At 72.8% G+C, this 15,702-nt stretch carries 10 protein-coding genes; 8 read left to right on the top strand and 2 right to left on the bottom strand.

What is annotated here, in order from left to right:
• Positions 1-106 precede the first annotated feature (106 nt).
• From ACF059_RS18090 to ACF059_RS18070, 5 genes are all read left to right on the top strand, one after another.
• Positions 107-1,816, top strand: coding sequence for a glycoside hydrolase family 13 protein (locus tag ACF059_RS18090; protein ID WP_392057932.1), 1,710 nt, complete (start codon positions 107-109; stop codon positions 1,814-1,816).
• A 26-nt stretch (positions 1,817-1,842) separates the two neighbouring features.
• A complete protein-coding gene (locus ACF059_RS18085) occupies positions 1,843-2,883 on the top strand; it encodes a LacI family DNA-binding transcriptional regulator (protein ID WP_360897944.1) in 1,041 nt (346 codons plus the stop codon).
• Positions 2,884-2,957: 74 nt separating this feature from the next.
• Positions 2,958-3,851 (top strand): phosphatase PAP2 family protein, encoded by an 894-nt coding sequence (locus tag ACF059_RS18080; RefSeq protein WP_392057929.1) that lies wholly within the window; start codon positions 2,958-2,960, stop codon positions 3,849-3,851.
• 84 nt (positions 3,852-3,935) lie between these two features.
• Positions 3,936-4,445 carry a VOC family protein gene (locus tag ACF059_RS18075; RefSeq protein ID WP_392057926.1) on the top strand — a complete coding sequence of 170 codons (510 nt, stop codon included), beginning with the start codon at positions 3,936-3,938 and terminating at the stop codon, positions 4,443-4,445.
• 74 nt (positions 4,446-4,519) lie between these two features.
• Positions 4,520-5,089, top strand: coding sequence for a 1,4-alpha-glucan branching protein (locus ACF059_RS18070; RefSeq protein WP_392057923.1), 570 nt, complete (start codon positions 4,520-4,522; stop codon positions 5,087-5,089).
• A 9-nt stretch (positions 5,090-5,098) separates the two neighbouring features.
• On the opposite strand, the gene ACF059_RS18065 is transcribed toward ACF059_RS18070, so the two are convergent.
• A complete protein-coding gene (locus ACF059_RS18065; protein ID WP_392057920.1) occupies positions 5,099-8,086 on the bottom strand; it encodes a bifunctional [glutamine synthetase] adenylyltransferase/[glutamine synthetase]-adenylyl-L-tyrosine phosphorylase in 2,988 nt (995 codons plus the stop codon).
• Between the two features lie 187 nt (positions 8,087-8,273).
• Here ACF059_RS18065 and ACF059_RS18060 point away from each other — a divergent pair, with 187 nt between their 5' ends.
• The 3 genes from ACF059_RS18060 to ACF059_RS18050 all read left to right on the top strand — a co-directional run bounded on the left by ACF059_RS18060 (position 8,274) and on the right by ACF059_RS18050 (position 14,719).
• Positions 8,274-11,018 carry a PIG-L family deacetylase gene (locus ACF059_RS18060; protein WP_392057917.1) on the top strand — a complete coding sequence of 915 codons (2,745 nt, stop codon included), beginning with the start codon at positions 8,274-8,276 and terminating at the stop codon, positions 11,016-11,018.
• A 135-nt stretch (positions 11,019-11,153) separates the two neighbouring features.
• Positions 11,154-13,211, top strand: a complete 2,058-nt coding sequence (locus tag ACF059_RS18055) for a PIG-L family deacetylase (RefSeq protein ID WP_392057914.1) — start codon at positions 11,154-11,156, stop codon at positions 13,209-13,211.
• A gap of 101 nt (positions 13,212-13,312) precedes the next feature.
• Complete coding sequence (locus tag ACF059_RS18050) at positions 13,313-14,719, top strand: HNH endonuclease (RefSeq protein ID WP_392057912.1); 1,407 nt, start codon at positions 13,313-13,315, stop codon at positions 14,717-14,719.
• A gap of 127 nt (positions 14,720-14,846) precedes the next feature.
• On the opposite strand, the gene ACF059_RS18045 is transcribed toward ACF059_RS18050, so the two are convergent.
• Positions 14,847-15,101 carry a hypothetical protein gene (locus tag ACF059_RS18045; RefSeq protein ID WP_392057909.1) on the bottom strand — a complete coding sequence of 85 codons (255 nt, stop codon included), beginning with the start codon at positions 15,099-15,101 and terminating at the stop codon, positions 14,847-14,849.
• Between the last annotated feature and the right edge of the window lie 601 nt (positions 15,102-15,702).

Raw genomic sequence — 15,702 nt, 5'->3', positions numbered from 1 at the left:
GTTACATCCGTGTGTCCGTACGGTTGCCGCAGCTTGCTGTTAGTTCGAGTCACCTTCGACTGTCCGGGCCCGCAACCACGGGGCGTGTAGCCGCGTTGACCCCGATATGACCCATGAGCTGACCGCATCCCCGCTTGCAAGCGCTTCCAGCAACGCGACCGCGAGCGGCGAGTGGTGGCGCGATGCCGTCATCTATCAGGTCTACGTACGGTCCTTCGCGGACAGCGACGGCGACGGCGTCGGGGACCTGCGCGGAGTGCGCTCCCGCCTCCCCCACCTCGCCCGTCTCGGGGTCGACGCCGTGTGGCTCACCCCCTTCTACGTCTCCCCCCAGGCGGACGGCGGCTACGACGTCGCCGACTACCGGGCCGTCGACCCGCTCTTCGGAGACCTCGCCGACGCCGACGAGCTCGTACGGGCCGCGCACGCGCTCGGGCTGCGGATCATCGTGGACGTCGTCCCGAACCACACCTCCGCCGAGCACCCGTGGTTCCGGGCGGCCCTGCACGACCCCGCCGCCCGGGCCCGCTACCACTTCCGCCCGGGACGGGGGCCCGGCGGGGAGCTCCCGCCCAACGACTGGGAGTCCGTCTTCGGCGGCCCCGCCTGGACCCGCGTCGCGGACGGCGCCTGGTACCTGCACCTCTTCGCCCCCGAGCAGCCCGACCTGAACTGGGAGCACCCCGAGGTCGCGGAGGAGTTCACGTCGGTGCTGCGCTTCTGGCTCGACCTCGGCGTCGACGGCTTCCGCGTGGACGTGGCCCACGGCATGGTCAAGGCCCCCGGGATGCCGGACATCGGCCGCGGCGCCCAGGCCACCCTCATCGGCACCGAGCCGCTCCCCTTCTTCGACCAGGACGGGGTCCACGAGATCCACCGCGCCTGGCGCCGCCTCCTGGACTCCTACGAGGGGGCGCGCATCGGCGTCGCCGAGGCCTGGGCCCCGACCTCCGAGCGGCTCGCCCTGTACGTCCGGCCCGACGAGCTGCACCAGGCCTTCAACTTCCGCTTCCTGAACTGCCCGTGGGAAACCGGCGCGATGCGCACCGTGATCGACGAGTCACTGGCCGCCACCAGCTCGGTCGGCGCCCCCACCACCTGGGTGCTGTCCAACCACGACGTCGTACGCCACCGCACCCGCTACGGCAGCCTGGAGCGGGCCCGGGCCGCCGCGCTGCTCATGCTGGCCCTGCCCGGATCGGCGTACGTCTACCAGGGGGAGGAGCTGGGGCTGCCGGAGGTGGTGGACCTGCCGGACCAGGTGCGCCAGGACCCGGCGTTCCGGCGGGGGCGCCGCGGGGGCGGTACGGGTAAGGGCCCGGATACGCAGACCGGGAGCGGGACCGGCACCCCCGGACCCGCCGGCGACGCGCAGGCCGCGCCGGAGGCGGCGGCCGGCCAGGACGGGCTGCGCGACGGGTGCCGGGTGCCGTTGCCCTGGTCGGGCACGCGGCCCCCGTACGACTTCGGCCCGGCCGGGAGCTGGCTGCCGCAGCCCGAGGGGTGGGGCGAGCTCAGCGTGGCCGCCCAGACCGGCGACCCGCACTCCACGCTGGAGCTCTACCGCGCCGCACTGGAGCTGCGCCGCGCCCTGCCGGGCCTCGGCGCCCTGGAGGCGGGCCCGCTGACCTGGCTGCCCGCGCCCGCCGGCGTACTCCTCTTCACCCGCCCCGGCTTCGCCTGCACGCTCAATACCCTGCCCGCCGCGGTGGAGCTCCCCGCGCCCGGACGCCCCGTACTGTCCAGCGCGCCCGTGGAGACGGACGGGCGCACCGTCCGGCTTCCCCCGGATTCGTGCACGTGGTGGGCATTGTGAACCCGGGACCGGTACAGTCCAATCCCGTGACCGCACGGCTAGCCGACATCGCAGCCCAGGCGGGGGTCAGCGAAGCCACAGTCAGCCGCGTGCTCAACGGCAAGCCCGGTGTGGCCGCCGGCACCCGCGAGTCCGTGCTGGCCGCGCTCGACGTACTCGGCTACGAGCGTCCCGTGCGGCTGCGCCAGCGCAGCGCCGGCCTCGTCGGGCTGATAACCCCCGAGCTGGACAATCCCATCTTCCCGGCGCTCGCCCAGGTCATCGGCCAGGCCTTGACCCGGCAGGGGTACACGCCGGTGCTGGCCACGCAGACGCCCGGCGGGTCCACCGAGGACGAGCTGACCGAGATGCTGGTCGACCGCGGGGTCTCCGGCATCATCTTCGTCTCCGGGCTGCACGCCGATACGACGGCCGACATGGGCCGCTACGACCAACTCCGCGGGCAGGGCGTCCCGTACGTCCTCATCAACGGGTTCTCCGACAAGGTGCAGGCCCCCTTCGTCTCCCCCGACGACCGGGCCGCGATGCAGCTCGCCGTCACCCACCTCACCGCGCTGGGGCACACCCGGATCGGGCTCGCCGTCGGACCGAAGCGGTTCGTACCGGTGCTCCGCAAGATCGAGGGTTTCCGGCTGGGGATGAAGGAGCGGCTCGGGCTCGGCGAGGCCGAGGTCGAGGAGCTGATCCAGCACTCCCTGTACAGCCTGGAAGGCGGCCAGGCCGCCGCGGCCGCCCTGATCGCGCGCGGATGCACGGCGGTGGTGTGCGCGAGCGACATGATGGCGCTCGGCGCGATCCGGGCCGCCCGCCAGCAGGGGCTGCGGGTGCCGCAGGACGTGTCGGTGGTCGGTTTCGACGACTCCCCCCTCATAGCGTTCACCGATCCGCCGCTGACCACCATCCGGCAGCCCGTGCAGGCCATGGGGCAGGCGGCCGTGCGCACGCTCCTGGAGGAGATCGGCGGTACGCCGGCGCCGCACAGCGAGTTCGTGTTCCTGCCCGAGCTGGTGGTGCGCGGCTCCACGGCCTCGGGCCCCGGTCAGGGCCGGGGCCGGGGTCGTCCCTGAGGGGGAGCGGCTGCGCCGAAGACCGTCCCGAGGGATGATCGGAGGCGAGAACGCATCTGGCAGACTCTCTCCCCATGGGTGAAGCGAGCGTGAAGACACTGGAAGCCCGGACGGACGTCTCGTCGCCCAGCGTGACCGAGACGGCGACCCGCCCGGGGCCGGACCGCGCCCTCCTGACCCGGTTGCGCTCCCCGCGCAGGCCGAGGATCTGGTTCGAGGTCCTCCTCATCGGGGTCAGCTACTGGACGTACTCGCTGATCCGCAACGCGGTGCCCGAGCAGAAGACGGCCGCCCTCGCGAACGCCGACTGGATCTGGCGCGTGGAGCGGGGCCTCGGCATCGCCGTGGAGGAGTCGGTCAACCACGCGGTCAACTCCGTGACGTGGCTGATCGTGGGCATGAACTACTACTACGCCACGCTCCACTTCGTCGTGACCATCGGCGTGCTGGTATGGATCTACCGGTTCCATCCCGGCCGTTACGCGGCCACGCGTCTGGTCCTCTTCGCCACCACGGGCGTCGCGCTCGTCGGCTACTACTTCTACCCCCTCGCGCCGCCCCGCCTGATGAACGGGCAGAACTTCGTCGACACGGTGCTGGTCCACCACACCTGGGGGTCCATGGCCTCCGGGAACCTCAAGCACATGTCGAACCAGTACGCCGCCATGCCGTCCATGCACATAGGGTGGTCGCTCTGGTGCGGGCTGACGATCTTTGCGGTCGCCTCGGCCCCGTGGGCCCGGATCCTGGGCCTGCTCTACCCGACGGCAACTCTCGTCGTCATCGTGGCCACCGCCAACCACTTCTGGCTGGACGCGGTGGGCGGCCTCCTGTGCCTGGCCTTCGGCTACACCGTGTCGCGCGGCTGGTTCGGCTCGCTCCCCCACCACCTGCCGCGCCGCCCCCTGGAGACGTCCCCGCACCCGGTGACGGCGGCCGTACTGAACAGGTTCCGCGCGCGCCCTTAGCTTGACCTGAACCAAACTTGAGCTTTTACGGTCGCTCTCAGAGGCCGCCGGATCGCCCGGCGGTGCTTCTTCGAGAGGTTCGCCATGACCGAGCGCACTGCCGACGCCAAGCTCCACGCCGCCGAGCCGCACATCCCCGAGCGCTACCGCCACGCCGTGATCCCGCACATCATGGTCGACGACGCCGCCGCGGCGATCGACTTCTACCAGCGGGCGTTCGGCGCCCGCGAGGACTTCCGGCTCGACGCCCCGGGCGGCGGGATCCTGCACGCCGAGATCAGCATCGGCCCGTCGGTCCTGATGCTGGGCGACGCCAGCGTGGAGGCGGCCGAACAGGCCTCCTTCGCCTCCCCGACCGCACTCGGCGGGGGCACCTCCGTCACCCTGCACGTCTACGTGGCGGACGTCGACGCCCTGGCGCAGCGCGCGCAGGCCGCCGGGGCGGAGATCCTCCAGCCGCCGACGGACATGTTCCACGGGGACCGCACGGTCATCCTCAAGGACCCCTCGGGGCACATGTGGGTGTTCCTGACCCACCTGGAAGACCTCTCGGACGAACAACTCCGCACCCGCCTGGCCACGGCCGGCCTCTAATTCACCTGCTCGCGGTCGGCCGACGGATCTAGGCTTCGGAAACGTCAACACCCGCATCCTTGGAGGTCCGTCCCATGGCCGTCGTCCACCGCACCACGATGTCTCCCGGAAAGCTGGAGCTGGTGGCGTCATGGCTGCCGGAGCAGCCGTGGTACGAGGGCGTGCCCGGCCGGGCCCCGGAGCTGGCCAGGGCGGGCGGCTTCCGGCTGGACGACCCGGAGGGGGAGGTGGGCATCGAGTTCATGGTGGTCACCGACACCGCGGGCCCGGGCGACCCGGTCGCCTACCACGTGCCGCTGACCTACCGCGGCGCCCCGCTCCCCGGCGCCGAGCATGCCCTCGTCGGCACCTCGGAGCACGGCGTCCTGGGCACCCGGTGGATCTACGACGGCGCGGCGGACCCGGTCCTCCTGACCCAACTCCACGCACTCCTCCACGGCGAGGCGGTCCCACAGGCGCAGAGCGCGAGCGACACCCCGGACCCCACGGTCGTGGTCGTCCCAGGCAAGCCCGGCCCCACGGTAACGCTGACCCGCGTCCTCAACCCGCACGCCCCGACAGACCCCCACACCCACGTAACGGCCCCCTGGCACACCCCCTCCGGCACCCCCACCCGAGCCGTCTTCGCGTCACTGCGCACGTGACGTCCGTGGCTACGCGCCGTAGAAGCGCTCCTCCACCACCGCTCGGGCGCGGCGGGTGATGCGGCGGTAGTCGTCCAGCATTTCGCCGACCGTGCCCTCCGCGTAGCCGAGGTAGCGGCCCACCGCCGCGAGTTCGCGGGCCTCCGGGGGGAAGGTGTCGCCGGCGCGGCCGCGGACCAGCATGACCGCGTTGCGGACGCGGGTCGCCAGGACCCACGCCTCGTCCAGGATCTGCGCCTCCTCGGTCGGGATCAGCCCGGCCGCGTGGGCGGCGGCCAGGGCCTGGCGGGTGCGCGTGGTGCGCAGGCCCGGCTCGGACCAGGCGTGCTGCATCTGCATCAGCTGGACGGTCCACTCGACGTCGCTGAGGCCGCCGCGGCCGAGTTTGGTGTGGAGGGTCGGGTCGGCGCCGCGCGGCAGCCGCTCCGACTCCATGCGGGCCTTGAGCCGGCGGATCTCCCGTACGGCGTCCTCGCCGAGGCCCTCCGCCGGGTAGCGCAGCGGGTCGATCAGCTCGATGAAGCGCGCGCCGAGCTCCGCGTCGCCCGCGACGGGCTCGGCGCGCAGCAGGGCCTGGCTCTCCCAGGTCAGGGACCAGCGCCGGTAGTACGCGGCGTACGAGGCGAGGGTGCGGGCCAGGGGGCCGGAGCGGCCTTCGGGTCGCAGGTCGGCGTCGATGAGCAGCGGCGGGTCGGTGCTGGGCAGCTGGAGCAGCCGGCGCATCTCGGCGATGACGGTCTGGGCGGCCTTGGCGGCCTCCTGTTCGCCGACGCCCTCCCGGGGTTCGTGGACGAACAGGACGTCGGCGTCGGAGCCGTATCCCAGCTCGTGGCCCCCGAAGCGGCCGACGCCGATCACGGCGAAGCGGGTGGGCAGGGTGTCGCCGAAGTGGCTGTGGACGGCGGCGCGCAGCGCCCCGGCGAGGGTGGCCGCGGTGAGGTCGGAGACGGCCCCGCCGACCCGGTCGACCAGGGCTCCGTGGTCCTCCTCGGCCGGGCTGTCCTCCGTACCGTACGAGCCGATGATGTCGGCGGCGGTGGTACGGAACAGCTCGCGGCGCCGCACCCCTCGGGCGGCGGCGACGGCGGCTTCCGGGTTCTCGGCGCGGCCGACGGCGGCGAGGACCTCCTGTTCGAGGGCCTCGTGCGCACGGGGCTGCAGGCCCTCGGGGTCCCCGAGCAGGGCGACGGCCTCAGGTGCGCGCAGCAGGAGGTCGGGGGCGAGGCGGCCGGCGGACAGGACGCGGGCGAGGTTCTCCGCGGCGGCGCCCTCGTCGCGCAGCAGGCGCAGGTACCAGGGGGTCTTGCCCAGGGCGTCGGACACCTTGCGGAAGTTGAGGAGCCCGGCGTCCGGGTCGGCGGAGTCCGCGAACCAGCCCAGCAGGACCGGCAGCAGGGTGCGCTGGATGGCGGCCTTGCGCGTGACGCCGGAGGCGAGCGCTTCGAGGTGGCGCAGGGCGCCGGCCGGATCGGCGTACCCGAGGGCTTCGAGGCGCTGGCCCGCGGCGCGCGGGGAGAGCCTGGTCTCGCCGGGGGCCAGCTGGGCGACGGCGTCGAGCAGCGGCCGGTAGAAGAGCTTCTCGTGGAGGCGGCGGACCACGGAGGCGTGCCGGCGCCACGCCTTGTTGAGCTCGGCGACCGGTTCGGTGCGCAGGCCCATGGAACGGCCCAGGCGCCGCAGGTCGCTCTCCTCCTCGGGCACGAGGTGGGTGCGGCGCAGCCGGTAGAGCTGGATGCGGTGTTCCATGGCGCGCAGGAAGCGGTACGCGTCGTGCAGCTGGGCGGCGTCGGCGCGCCCGACGTAGCCGCCGGCGGCGAGGGCCTGGAGGGCGTCGAGGGTGCTGCCGGAGTGCAGGGTGGCGTCGCTGCGGCCGTGCACGAGCTGGAGCAGCTGGACGGCGAACTCGACGTCGCGCAGGCCGCCCGGGCCCAGTTTGAGTTCGCGGTCGACCTGGGCGGCGGGGATGTTGTCGACGACGCGGCGGCGCATCTTCTGGACGTCGGCGACGAAGTTCTCGCGCTCGGCGGCCTGCCAGACCAGGGGCGTTATGGCCTCGACGTACTGCGCGCCGAGGTCGCGGTCGCCGGCGACGGCGCGGGCCTTGAGGAGCGCCTGGAACTCCCAGGTCTTGGCCCAGCGCTGGTAGTAGGCCATGTGGGAGGCGAGGGTCCGCACGAGGGGGCCGTTGCGGCCCTCGGGGCGGAGATTGGCGTCGACGGGCCAGATGGTGCCCTCGACCGTGGTCTCGGAGCAGATCCGCATGAGGTGGGAGGCCAGGCGGGTGGCGGCCTGCAGGCCCTTGGCCTCGTCGGTGCCGGGGGCGGCCTCGCCGACGAAGATGACGTCGACGTCGGACACGTAGTTCAGCTCGTTACCCCCGCACTTGCCCATCGCGATGACGGCGAGGCGGCACCGGGCGACGTCCTCGGGCGCGGCGGCGGAGGCGATCCGCAGGGCCGCGCGGAGCGTGGCGGTGGCCAGGTCGGCGAGCTCGGCGGCGGTCTCGACGACGTCGATGGTGCCGCAGACGTCGCGTGCGGCGATGGAGAGCAGGCAGCGGCGGTAGGCGACGCGCAGGGCGACCGGGTCGTGGGCGTCCGCGAGCCCGCGCTCGAACTCGGGGAGCCCGGGGTGCAGATCGGCGGCCTCGTACGTGACGAGGGAGTGCCAGTCGCGGGGGTGGCGGGCGAGGTGGTCGCCCAGGGCCTCGGAGGCGCCGAGCACGCCGAGCAGCCGGTCGCGCAGCGGCTTGGCGCTGACGAGGGTGTCGAGGAGCCCGGGCAGCTCCTGCGGCGGCTGCGCTTCGGCGAGCCGGACGAGCCCGAGGAGGGCGAGGTCGGGGTCGGCGGTCGCCCCGAGGGCGTCCAGCAGCACCGGATCGGCGCGTACGGCGGCCAGCGCGGGGGCGTCCAGCAGCCGGGCGGCGGCGGAGGGGTCGGTGAAGCCGCTGCGCAGCAGCCTGCTGAAGGTGCTGCTCCTGCGTCCCGGGACTGTCATCCCGCACCTCCCGCGGTCGTCGCTTGCCACTGCCCTGGCGTGTTTGAACCGAGCTTACGGGCTGGCCGGGGCCGAGCAGGTGCCCTGTCCACAGGCACGTACCATGACGTGGATTATCGGATTATCCGAATACTTATCGCGTGATGGGGCCCACTCCCCGCCGACCGGCCACGAGGAGCCCACCCCCATGCCCGACGGACACCCCCGCTCCGGCCCCTCTTGGCAGGAGTCGGGGGGCTGGGCCGCCGACGCCGACCAGGGCTGGGGCGTCCGGGCCGACCAGGCCGGGGGCTGGGCCGCGCAGGGGCCATACCCCCAGGGGCCGTACCCCCAGGGCCCGTCGGCCCCGCACGACTTCTCGGCCGAACAGGCCCCGGGCCCCCACCCCTTGCCGCACGACCACACCGCTCCCCGGCCCGACCCCGCGGCCGGAGCCTGGGCCGCGCAGGGGCCGTACCCGCAAGCTCCGTACGTGCAGGGCCCGTTCACCCCCGCCGGTTACGACGTGGCGTCAGCCGACCCCGCTGCGCGGGCTACTGAAGCCCGGCCGTCCACCCCGGCCGCAGCCGGGCTCCCGTACGACCCGTCGACCCCGTACGATCCGTCGGCCGACCGGGACCGCGCCCCCGAGCCCCAACTCCCCACCGGCGGACGCAAGGCCGCGCGGCTCGCCCGCGAGGCCGAGCGCAACGGCGGTGGCGGCAACGCCCCGCGCGCCGGCGGCCGACGCGGACGCCGCCGGGCCGGCGGCAACCGCAAGGGCAACGGCAACGGCACCGGCACCGGCACCGGCACCGGCAGGACCACCGACGTCCCCCACCAGCCAACCACCACCCCGCGCGCCCCCCGCCTGCGCCGGGCCGGACTCGTCAAAGCCGTGACCTTCTGCGCGGCCGTGGTCGCCGCCAGCATGCTCATGCTCCGGGGCAGTGAGGCCCTCGGCCGCCTCGGCGGTCCCGCCGTCCCCGACAGCAGGGCCGTCGCCCCCGCGGCCCCCGCCGACGCACCCGACCCGGGCCGGGTGCTCCAGATCGTCGCGCACCCCGATGACGATCTCTACTTCATGAATCCGGACCTGCGCTACTCCATATCCACCGGCCACCCGGTGACCTCGGTCTACCTCACCTCCGGCGAAGCCGACGGCATCAACGCCGGCGCCGCCAAGGAGACCACGACCCCACCCAACAAGCCCGCCTACGCCGAGGCCCGCCAGAACGGCATCCGCGCCGCCTACGCCAAGATGGCCACCGGCGACCGCAGCAGCCCCTGGAAGCGCACCGCCGTCCCGACGAAGGGCGGCGGCCAGGCCGAGGTCGACGTCCTCCTCGCCAAGCCCCAGGTCAACCTCGTCTGGCTGCAGCTCCGCGAGGCGGGCAACGTCTACGCCGACGTCCCCGACAGCCTGCACGGGCTGTGGGACGGCAAGGTCTCCCGTCTGGAGTCGATGCTCTCCTCGGGGACCCCGGTCAAGCAGAGGTACGCGTACACGAAGGACCAGGTCGTCCAGACCCTGGTCGGCGTCCTGGAGCAGTACAAGCCGACGACCGTCCGCTCCCAGGACCCGACCCCCGGCCGGTTCGCCGACACCAAGCGGTACACCGACCACCAGGACCACTTCTACGGCGCCCGCTTCGTGCAGATGGCCACCGCCGCCTACGCGAAGGACGTCCGGGATCGGCCGCACTTCGCGCTCCAGAACTACCTCGGCTACTTCAACGGCTACCTCCCCAGCGCCCTGGACCCGGACGAGGCCAAGGAGAAGCTCGACATCCTGGACACCTACGCCTGGCTGGACCGGCAGAACCACTGCGGCAGCGACGCCGGCTGCGGGGACCTCAAGGTGGCCGACCACCCCGCGGGCAACCGCTGGTCGGACGCCATCAACTACGCCCGCGGCAACAGCACCTCGTGGCTCACCTCCGACCGGGAACACGGCCTGTGGGCCTTCAAGGTGCTCGACGGGCAGGTCGCCGTCTGGCACCGGCGGGGTCTGGTCGGTCCGTGGAGCGGGCCGGACCTGCTGGCCGGCACCGGAGTGGACCCGGGCGTGACCACCGTCACCCTGACGGACGGCCGGATCGCCGCCTTCGGCACCCGCACCTCCTTCGGAGCCAGGCCGGCCGACTACAAGCGCGAGGTCGTCTACGCCGTCCAGAAGGGCCCGGGGGCGGCGGAGTTCGGGGAGTGGCAGTCGCTCGGCACCCCCGAGACCACGGACGAGACGTGGACCTCCGACATCAGCGCGCCGGCCGTCTCCGTCGACGGCGCCGGGCACTTGGCGGCGTACGTGCGCGACGGCGCGGGCTCCCTGCGCGGCCGGGTGCAGCAGGCGGACGGCAGCTGGGGGCCGTGGGAGAAGCACGGCGGCGCCGACCTGCACGGCGCCCCGGCCACCGCGACCGACGGCGCCGGGCGGCGCATGGTGTTCTGCGCGACGTCCAAGACGGTGCTGGGCTGGGCGCAGCCGAAGCCGGGCGCCCCGCTCGGGCCGGTCACGGCCACCGGGCTGCCGGACACCACGCTCCCGCTGACCGCGCAGGGGCGCGAGGGCGGGGTACGGCTGTGGTTCCGCAAGCCCGGCTCGGGCAACGTCCGTACCGCCCTGGTGACGGGCGACGGCGGCCTGAAGGTGAACAACCTGACCGACCTGGGCGGGCTCAGCGGCTTCGGCTCGGTGACGGCGAGCGGGCACGTACTGGCGGGCCGGGCGGCGGGCGGGCAGCTGGGGTCGGAGGTCGGGTCGGGCCGGCCGTGGGAGAGGTCGCCGCTGATGTTCGTCGGCGCCCCGTCCTCCACGATGACCGGCAGGAACATGGTCAGCCTGGCCGTGGTGGGGCTCGACGCCCGCCTGTACGTGACGTCTTCGGCGGACGCCCCGGACGCCCACCTGGCGCCGTGGCAGCCGGTGGGGCCGCGCAACGGGGCTCCGTAGCGGCAGGCCGAGGCGATCGGCCCGGGCGGGAAAAAGCGCAGTCATCGGCGAAAGCGGTGAACCAAGTGCCGCGTTTTGGCCTCTCTCTGACTGCTCAGCGGATTTCCCGCCCGGAACGAACCAAGGCGTGCCCCGATGCCCGTGACCCGCCGCCGCTTCGCGGCTCTGCTCACCGTGCTGACAGCCGGCGCCACCGGCGTGCTCTCCGTGGCCTCCGGCCAGCAGACCTCGGCCGACGGCACTCAGGAGAACCCGTCGGTCGTCCTCCCCGCGAGCGTCACCGCCGGGACGGTCGTCCAGGTCGTCGCGCACCCCGACGACGACCTCTTCTTCATGAACCCGGACCTCAGCCGCTCCCTGCTGTCCGGCACCCAGGTCACCACCGCGTACCTGACCTCCGGCGAGTCCGACGGCCGCAACGAGGCCCGCGGCGGCGCCGCCCAAGACCCCGAACAGCCCGCCGACCGCACCCACTACGCGGAGGCCCGGCAGAACGGCATACGCTCCGCCTACGCCCAGATGGCCACCGGGGACCGCACCAGCGCGTGGAAGCGCACGGTGATATCCACCGCGGGCGGCGGCCGGGCCGAGCTCGACGTCCTCATAGCGAAACCGCAGGTCAACCTGGTGTGGCTGATGCTGCGCGAGGCCCGCAGCACCGCCGGGGACACCCCCGAGAGCCTGCGCGGCCTGTGGAACGGCCGCATACCCGCGCTGGAGTCCCAGCTGACCTCCGGCACCCCGGTCAAGCAGCCGTTCACGTACACGAAGGACCAGCTGATACAGGCGATAGCCGGGGTCCTGGAGCGGTACCGGCCGACGACGATACGGATGCAGGACCCGACGCCGGGCCGCTACGGCGAGAACGGCCGCTACACCGACCACCAGGACCACATGTACGGCGCGCGCTTCGTCCAGGCCGCCACCGCCGTCTACGCCGGCCAGGTCAAGGACCGGCCGCGGTTCTCGGTCCAGAACTACCTCGGCTACCACAACAGCACCCTCCCGCACGCGCTGGACCCGCAGACGGCCGAGACCAAGACCGGCTTCCTGCGGACCTACGCGTGGCACGACCACCAGGACTACTGCGGATCCCCCTCCGGCTGCGGCGACCGCAAGGTGGCGGGCAACCCGACCGGGCGCAACTGGGCCCAGTCGCTGCGCTACACCCGCGCCGACCACACGTCCTGGCTGACGGAGGGAACCCCGGGCCGCCTCTGGGCGTTCGCCACGCTCGACGGCCAGGGCGCGTACTGGACGAGGGCCCCCGGCGGCGCCTGGGCGGGCCCGACCCTCCTGCCGGGCACGGGCATCGACCCGGGCGCCGGCACCGTCCGCCTCCCGGACGGCCGCGTCGCCGTCCTGGCCACCCGTACGGCCTTCGGCCCCGCCCCCTCCGACTACCGGCGCGAGGTCGTGTACGCCGTCCAGTCCGCGCCCGACGGCCCCTTCGGCCCGTGGCAGTCACTGGGCACCCCCGAGACGTCCGACGAGGACGGCACCTCCGCGATCAGCGCACCCGCGGCGGCCGTGGACGCGGACGGCCGCCTCACCGTCTACCTCCGCGACTCCCGCCGCACCCTGCGCGCCACCGTCCAGCAGCCGGACGGCGCCTTCTCACCGTGGCAGCGCCTTGGCGGCGACGACCTGCAGAGCGACCCGGTGACGGCCGTCGACGCCGCGGGGCGGCGCCACGTGTACGCCACGACGACCGAGTCGGTCCTGGCCTGGATCCAGCCCCGCCCGGGCGCCCCGCTGACGGGACCGGCCTTGACGGGCCTGCCCGCCACGACGGTCCCGCTCTCGGCCTCCCCGGACGGCGCGGGCGTCCGCCTCTACTTCCGCCGCCCGGACTCGGGCGTCGTCCGCACGGCCCTGGTCACGGCGGGCCCCGCCGCCAAGCCCCAGGTCTCCAGCATCGCCGAGGCGGGCGGCCGGGCCGGCTACGGCGCGGTGGGCGCCGCGGGCCGCGTGGTGGCGGGCCGCGCGGACAGCGGCACCATCAGCACCACGGGCCTCGGCGGCCCGCCCGCGTGGACGGAGTCCCGCATGCTCTTCGCGGGCGCCCCCGCGGCCGTCCTCGAAGCCACGGGCACCACCACCACGGCGGTCCTGGGCCTGGACGCCGAACTCCACACCTCCACCACCCCCGCCACCCGCACCCGTCCCACCTGGCACCGCGCGGTCCACTGACACCCCACAGCCCTCAGCTGCGCGGCGGGTACGCCGCCGGGGCGGCGATGTCAGAGCCCTGTGCTGAGATGGGTAGCGGGTCGTCCACGAGGAAGGTGCTGATGTCGGCAGTCGAAGCAGAACTGATGGGACTCGTCGGATCGTTGACGCCGGCGAATCGAATCGAGGGGCGCGCCCTCCACAGGCCGTTCCTGTTGTTGTGGGCCATCGGCAAGGCGGTGCAGGGAGAGGTCCGTGAGCACCGTTGGTCTACGGTCCGCGACACCGTAGGCCCTCTGATGACCACCTACCTGGACGTGCCGCCCACCGCGGATCAAGTCCTCTATCCGTTCTGGCACCTGAAAACGTCCGACCTGTGGGAGCTTGCCGACGTCGAAGCCCTGACGCTCACCAGCAACGGTCGTCGGCCGACGCTCAGTGCACTCAACTCCGTGGATCCCGTTGCGGGGCTCCCGCAGAGCGCGTACGAGCTCCTCTCGGCCGAGCCCGAGATCGCTGCCCGCGTGGCCAGCCATGTCGTGTCGACCTTCTTCAATCCCCCTCCGGCGGGCCTCCTCGACGACCTGGGCCTTGCAGACCTCCTCGCGGAGCGCATGGGCGAAGCCCTCCGCCCCCGGGTGGGCGAATCCTTCCCCAATAGGAATGCCATCTCGGACGTCTACGGCGGCAACCGGGTCATGGGCATCACGCCGCTCCGAGACCGCATCCTGAGCGTGTACTCCGACGACGAGGGACCGTACCAGGACGCCCCGATCAACGAGATCGGTTGGATCGGGTATACGGGGGACGGCCTCACCGGGCATCAGCGGATGGTCTCCGGCAACCGCTCCATGGAGGCCTATCAACAGCAACAGCGGGCGCTGCGCTATTGGCACAAACCCGACGGAGGCCAGTGGTCCTTCGAGTCCTGGGTCGTCATTGTGCAGGTGAGGCAGCGCTGGGGTATCGGCACGGACGGCTTGGCGCGCCGCGAGTTCGTGTGGGTCCTCGCACCTGTCCCTTCACCGCTGCGTGACACCTGGCCGGCAGAGGTGCTCGATGCCCTCGCAGAGGACGACGGGACCGTCCACGACGACACCGCCGGCATTCCTCCCCGTGGTGGTTCGTCGGACGTCTCCAGTAGCCGCGAACGCTACCGTCGGCTCACCGCAGCGGCACGCCGCACGGCAGACCGTCGAACACGTCGCTCCCGGCTCGTGGAAGTGGAGCGCTACTACCGCTCTGTGACAGCTCGCGAGGCGGTAATGATCCGTAGCCAGGACAAGTGCGAGAACCGTGATTGCCCGGGACATCCCGAGGAACGTACCGACGCGGGTGCCCCCATACTCGAAGTGGACCACGTCAATCCCCTGGCCCGCGGTGGAGCCGACACCCCGGAAACGATGATCGCTCTCTGCCCCAACTGCCACGCTCTGAAAACGCGGGGCCGCAACCGCAAGCGGCTACAGACCCTGCTACTCAAGACGGCTCGTCTGCGGCACGAGGAATTCATGTCCGCAGCGGGCTGAGGCGGATCCGGGCCGACCGGGCAAGGTACTGCCCGAGGCCCGGTGGCTCCGCCCTCCCTGGTCCCGGTACGCCGCGGGGGCGGAGCGACGTCGTCGTCGGTCCGCCCCCGCGGCACAGGCTGCCGGATCAGGCGCCCAGGTGGTGGCCCTTCGCCCACTCCAGCTCGCCGTCCGTGAGGCAGTGGGAGGTGTAGGTCGGGCCCGTGTAGCCGGGCTTGGTGGCGGGCACCGCGGCGAGCGTGGAGCACTTCGACGAGAAGCCCGCGCGACCGCCGGAGAAGTAGTCGATGTCGACCCCGTCGTTGGCGAGAGCCGCACCGGCCCCGCCCAGCAGGATGCCGGCGGCCAGGACGGACGCGGTGACAGCAGAACGAATACGCATGACTCCCCTAAGGATCTGTGGAACGACGACGCGCAGCTGGTCGATGTGCGCGTCGGCCGGTCCAACGCCTGGGAGCACCCAGGGGAACGACAGTTCACTCCAATGCCCGCCGCAGTATCGTTTCGCCAACTCGCGCCCCCTACGCGCCCCGATGCCGGCGCGGGTGCGCCGCTGGCGGCCGGTCGAGCGCGATGCCGAAGTCCCGCCCGTCGCTTGCATTACGGAACGACTCCGGCGGTGGACCGCGACCACCAGCCCGGAGTATCGGATGCCCTGCCCCTACAAGACCGGGCGGTCTTGCGCGGTTAGAAGACCGCAACTTGCGAGCGGTATTCCTCTCACTCCTGGCTCTTGTTGCGGAGGAAGTCATGTCCGCCTCAGCCGCCAGGCGGACCCTGCAGGATCTGCTCCAAGATCATCTGAGGGGCAGTCACTATTCCTGCAAGTCTCCCTGGACCGCCTCCGACGACCCAGAGACGTCCCACGCCTGGCCCCCACGACGTACGGCAACTTCAGCACACGGCTCCGGGTGGCCCGCCTCGCATATCTGCGCGGGCCAATCGACTGAGAGATCACCTTCGGACTCCTCACATCCACGTAT

The sequence above is a fragment of the Streptomyces sp. NPDC016562 genome, assembly GCF_043076955.1.
Classification (GTDB): Bacteria; Actinomycetota; Actinomycetes; order Streptomycetales; family Streptomycetaceae; genus Streptomyces.
The sequence above is the reverse complement of the archived record's forward strand: the minus strand, read 5'-3'. Positions and strand labels throughout refer to the sequence as shown.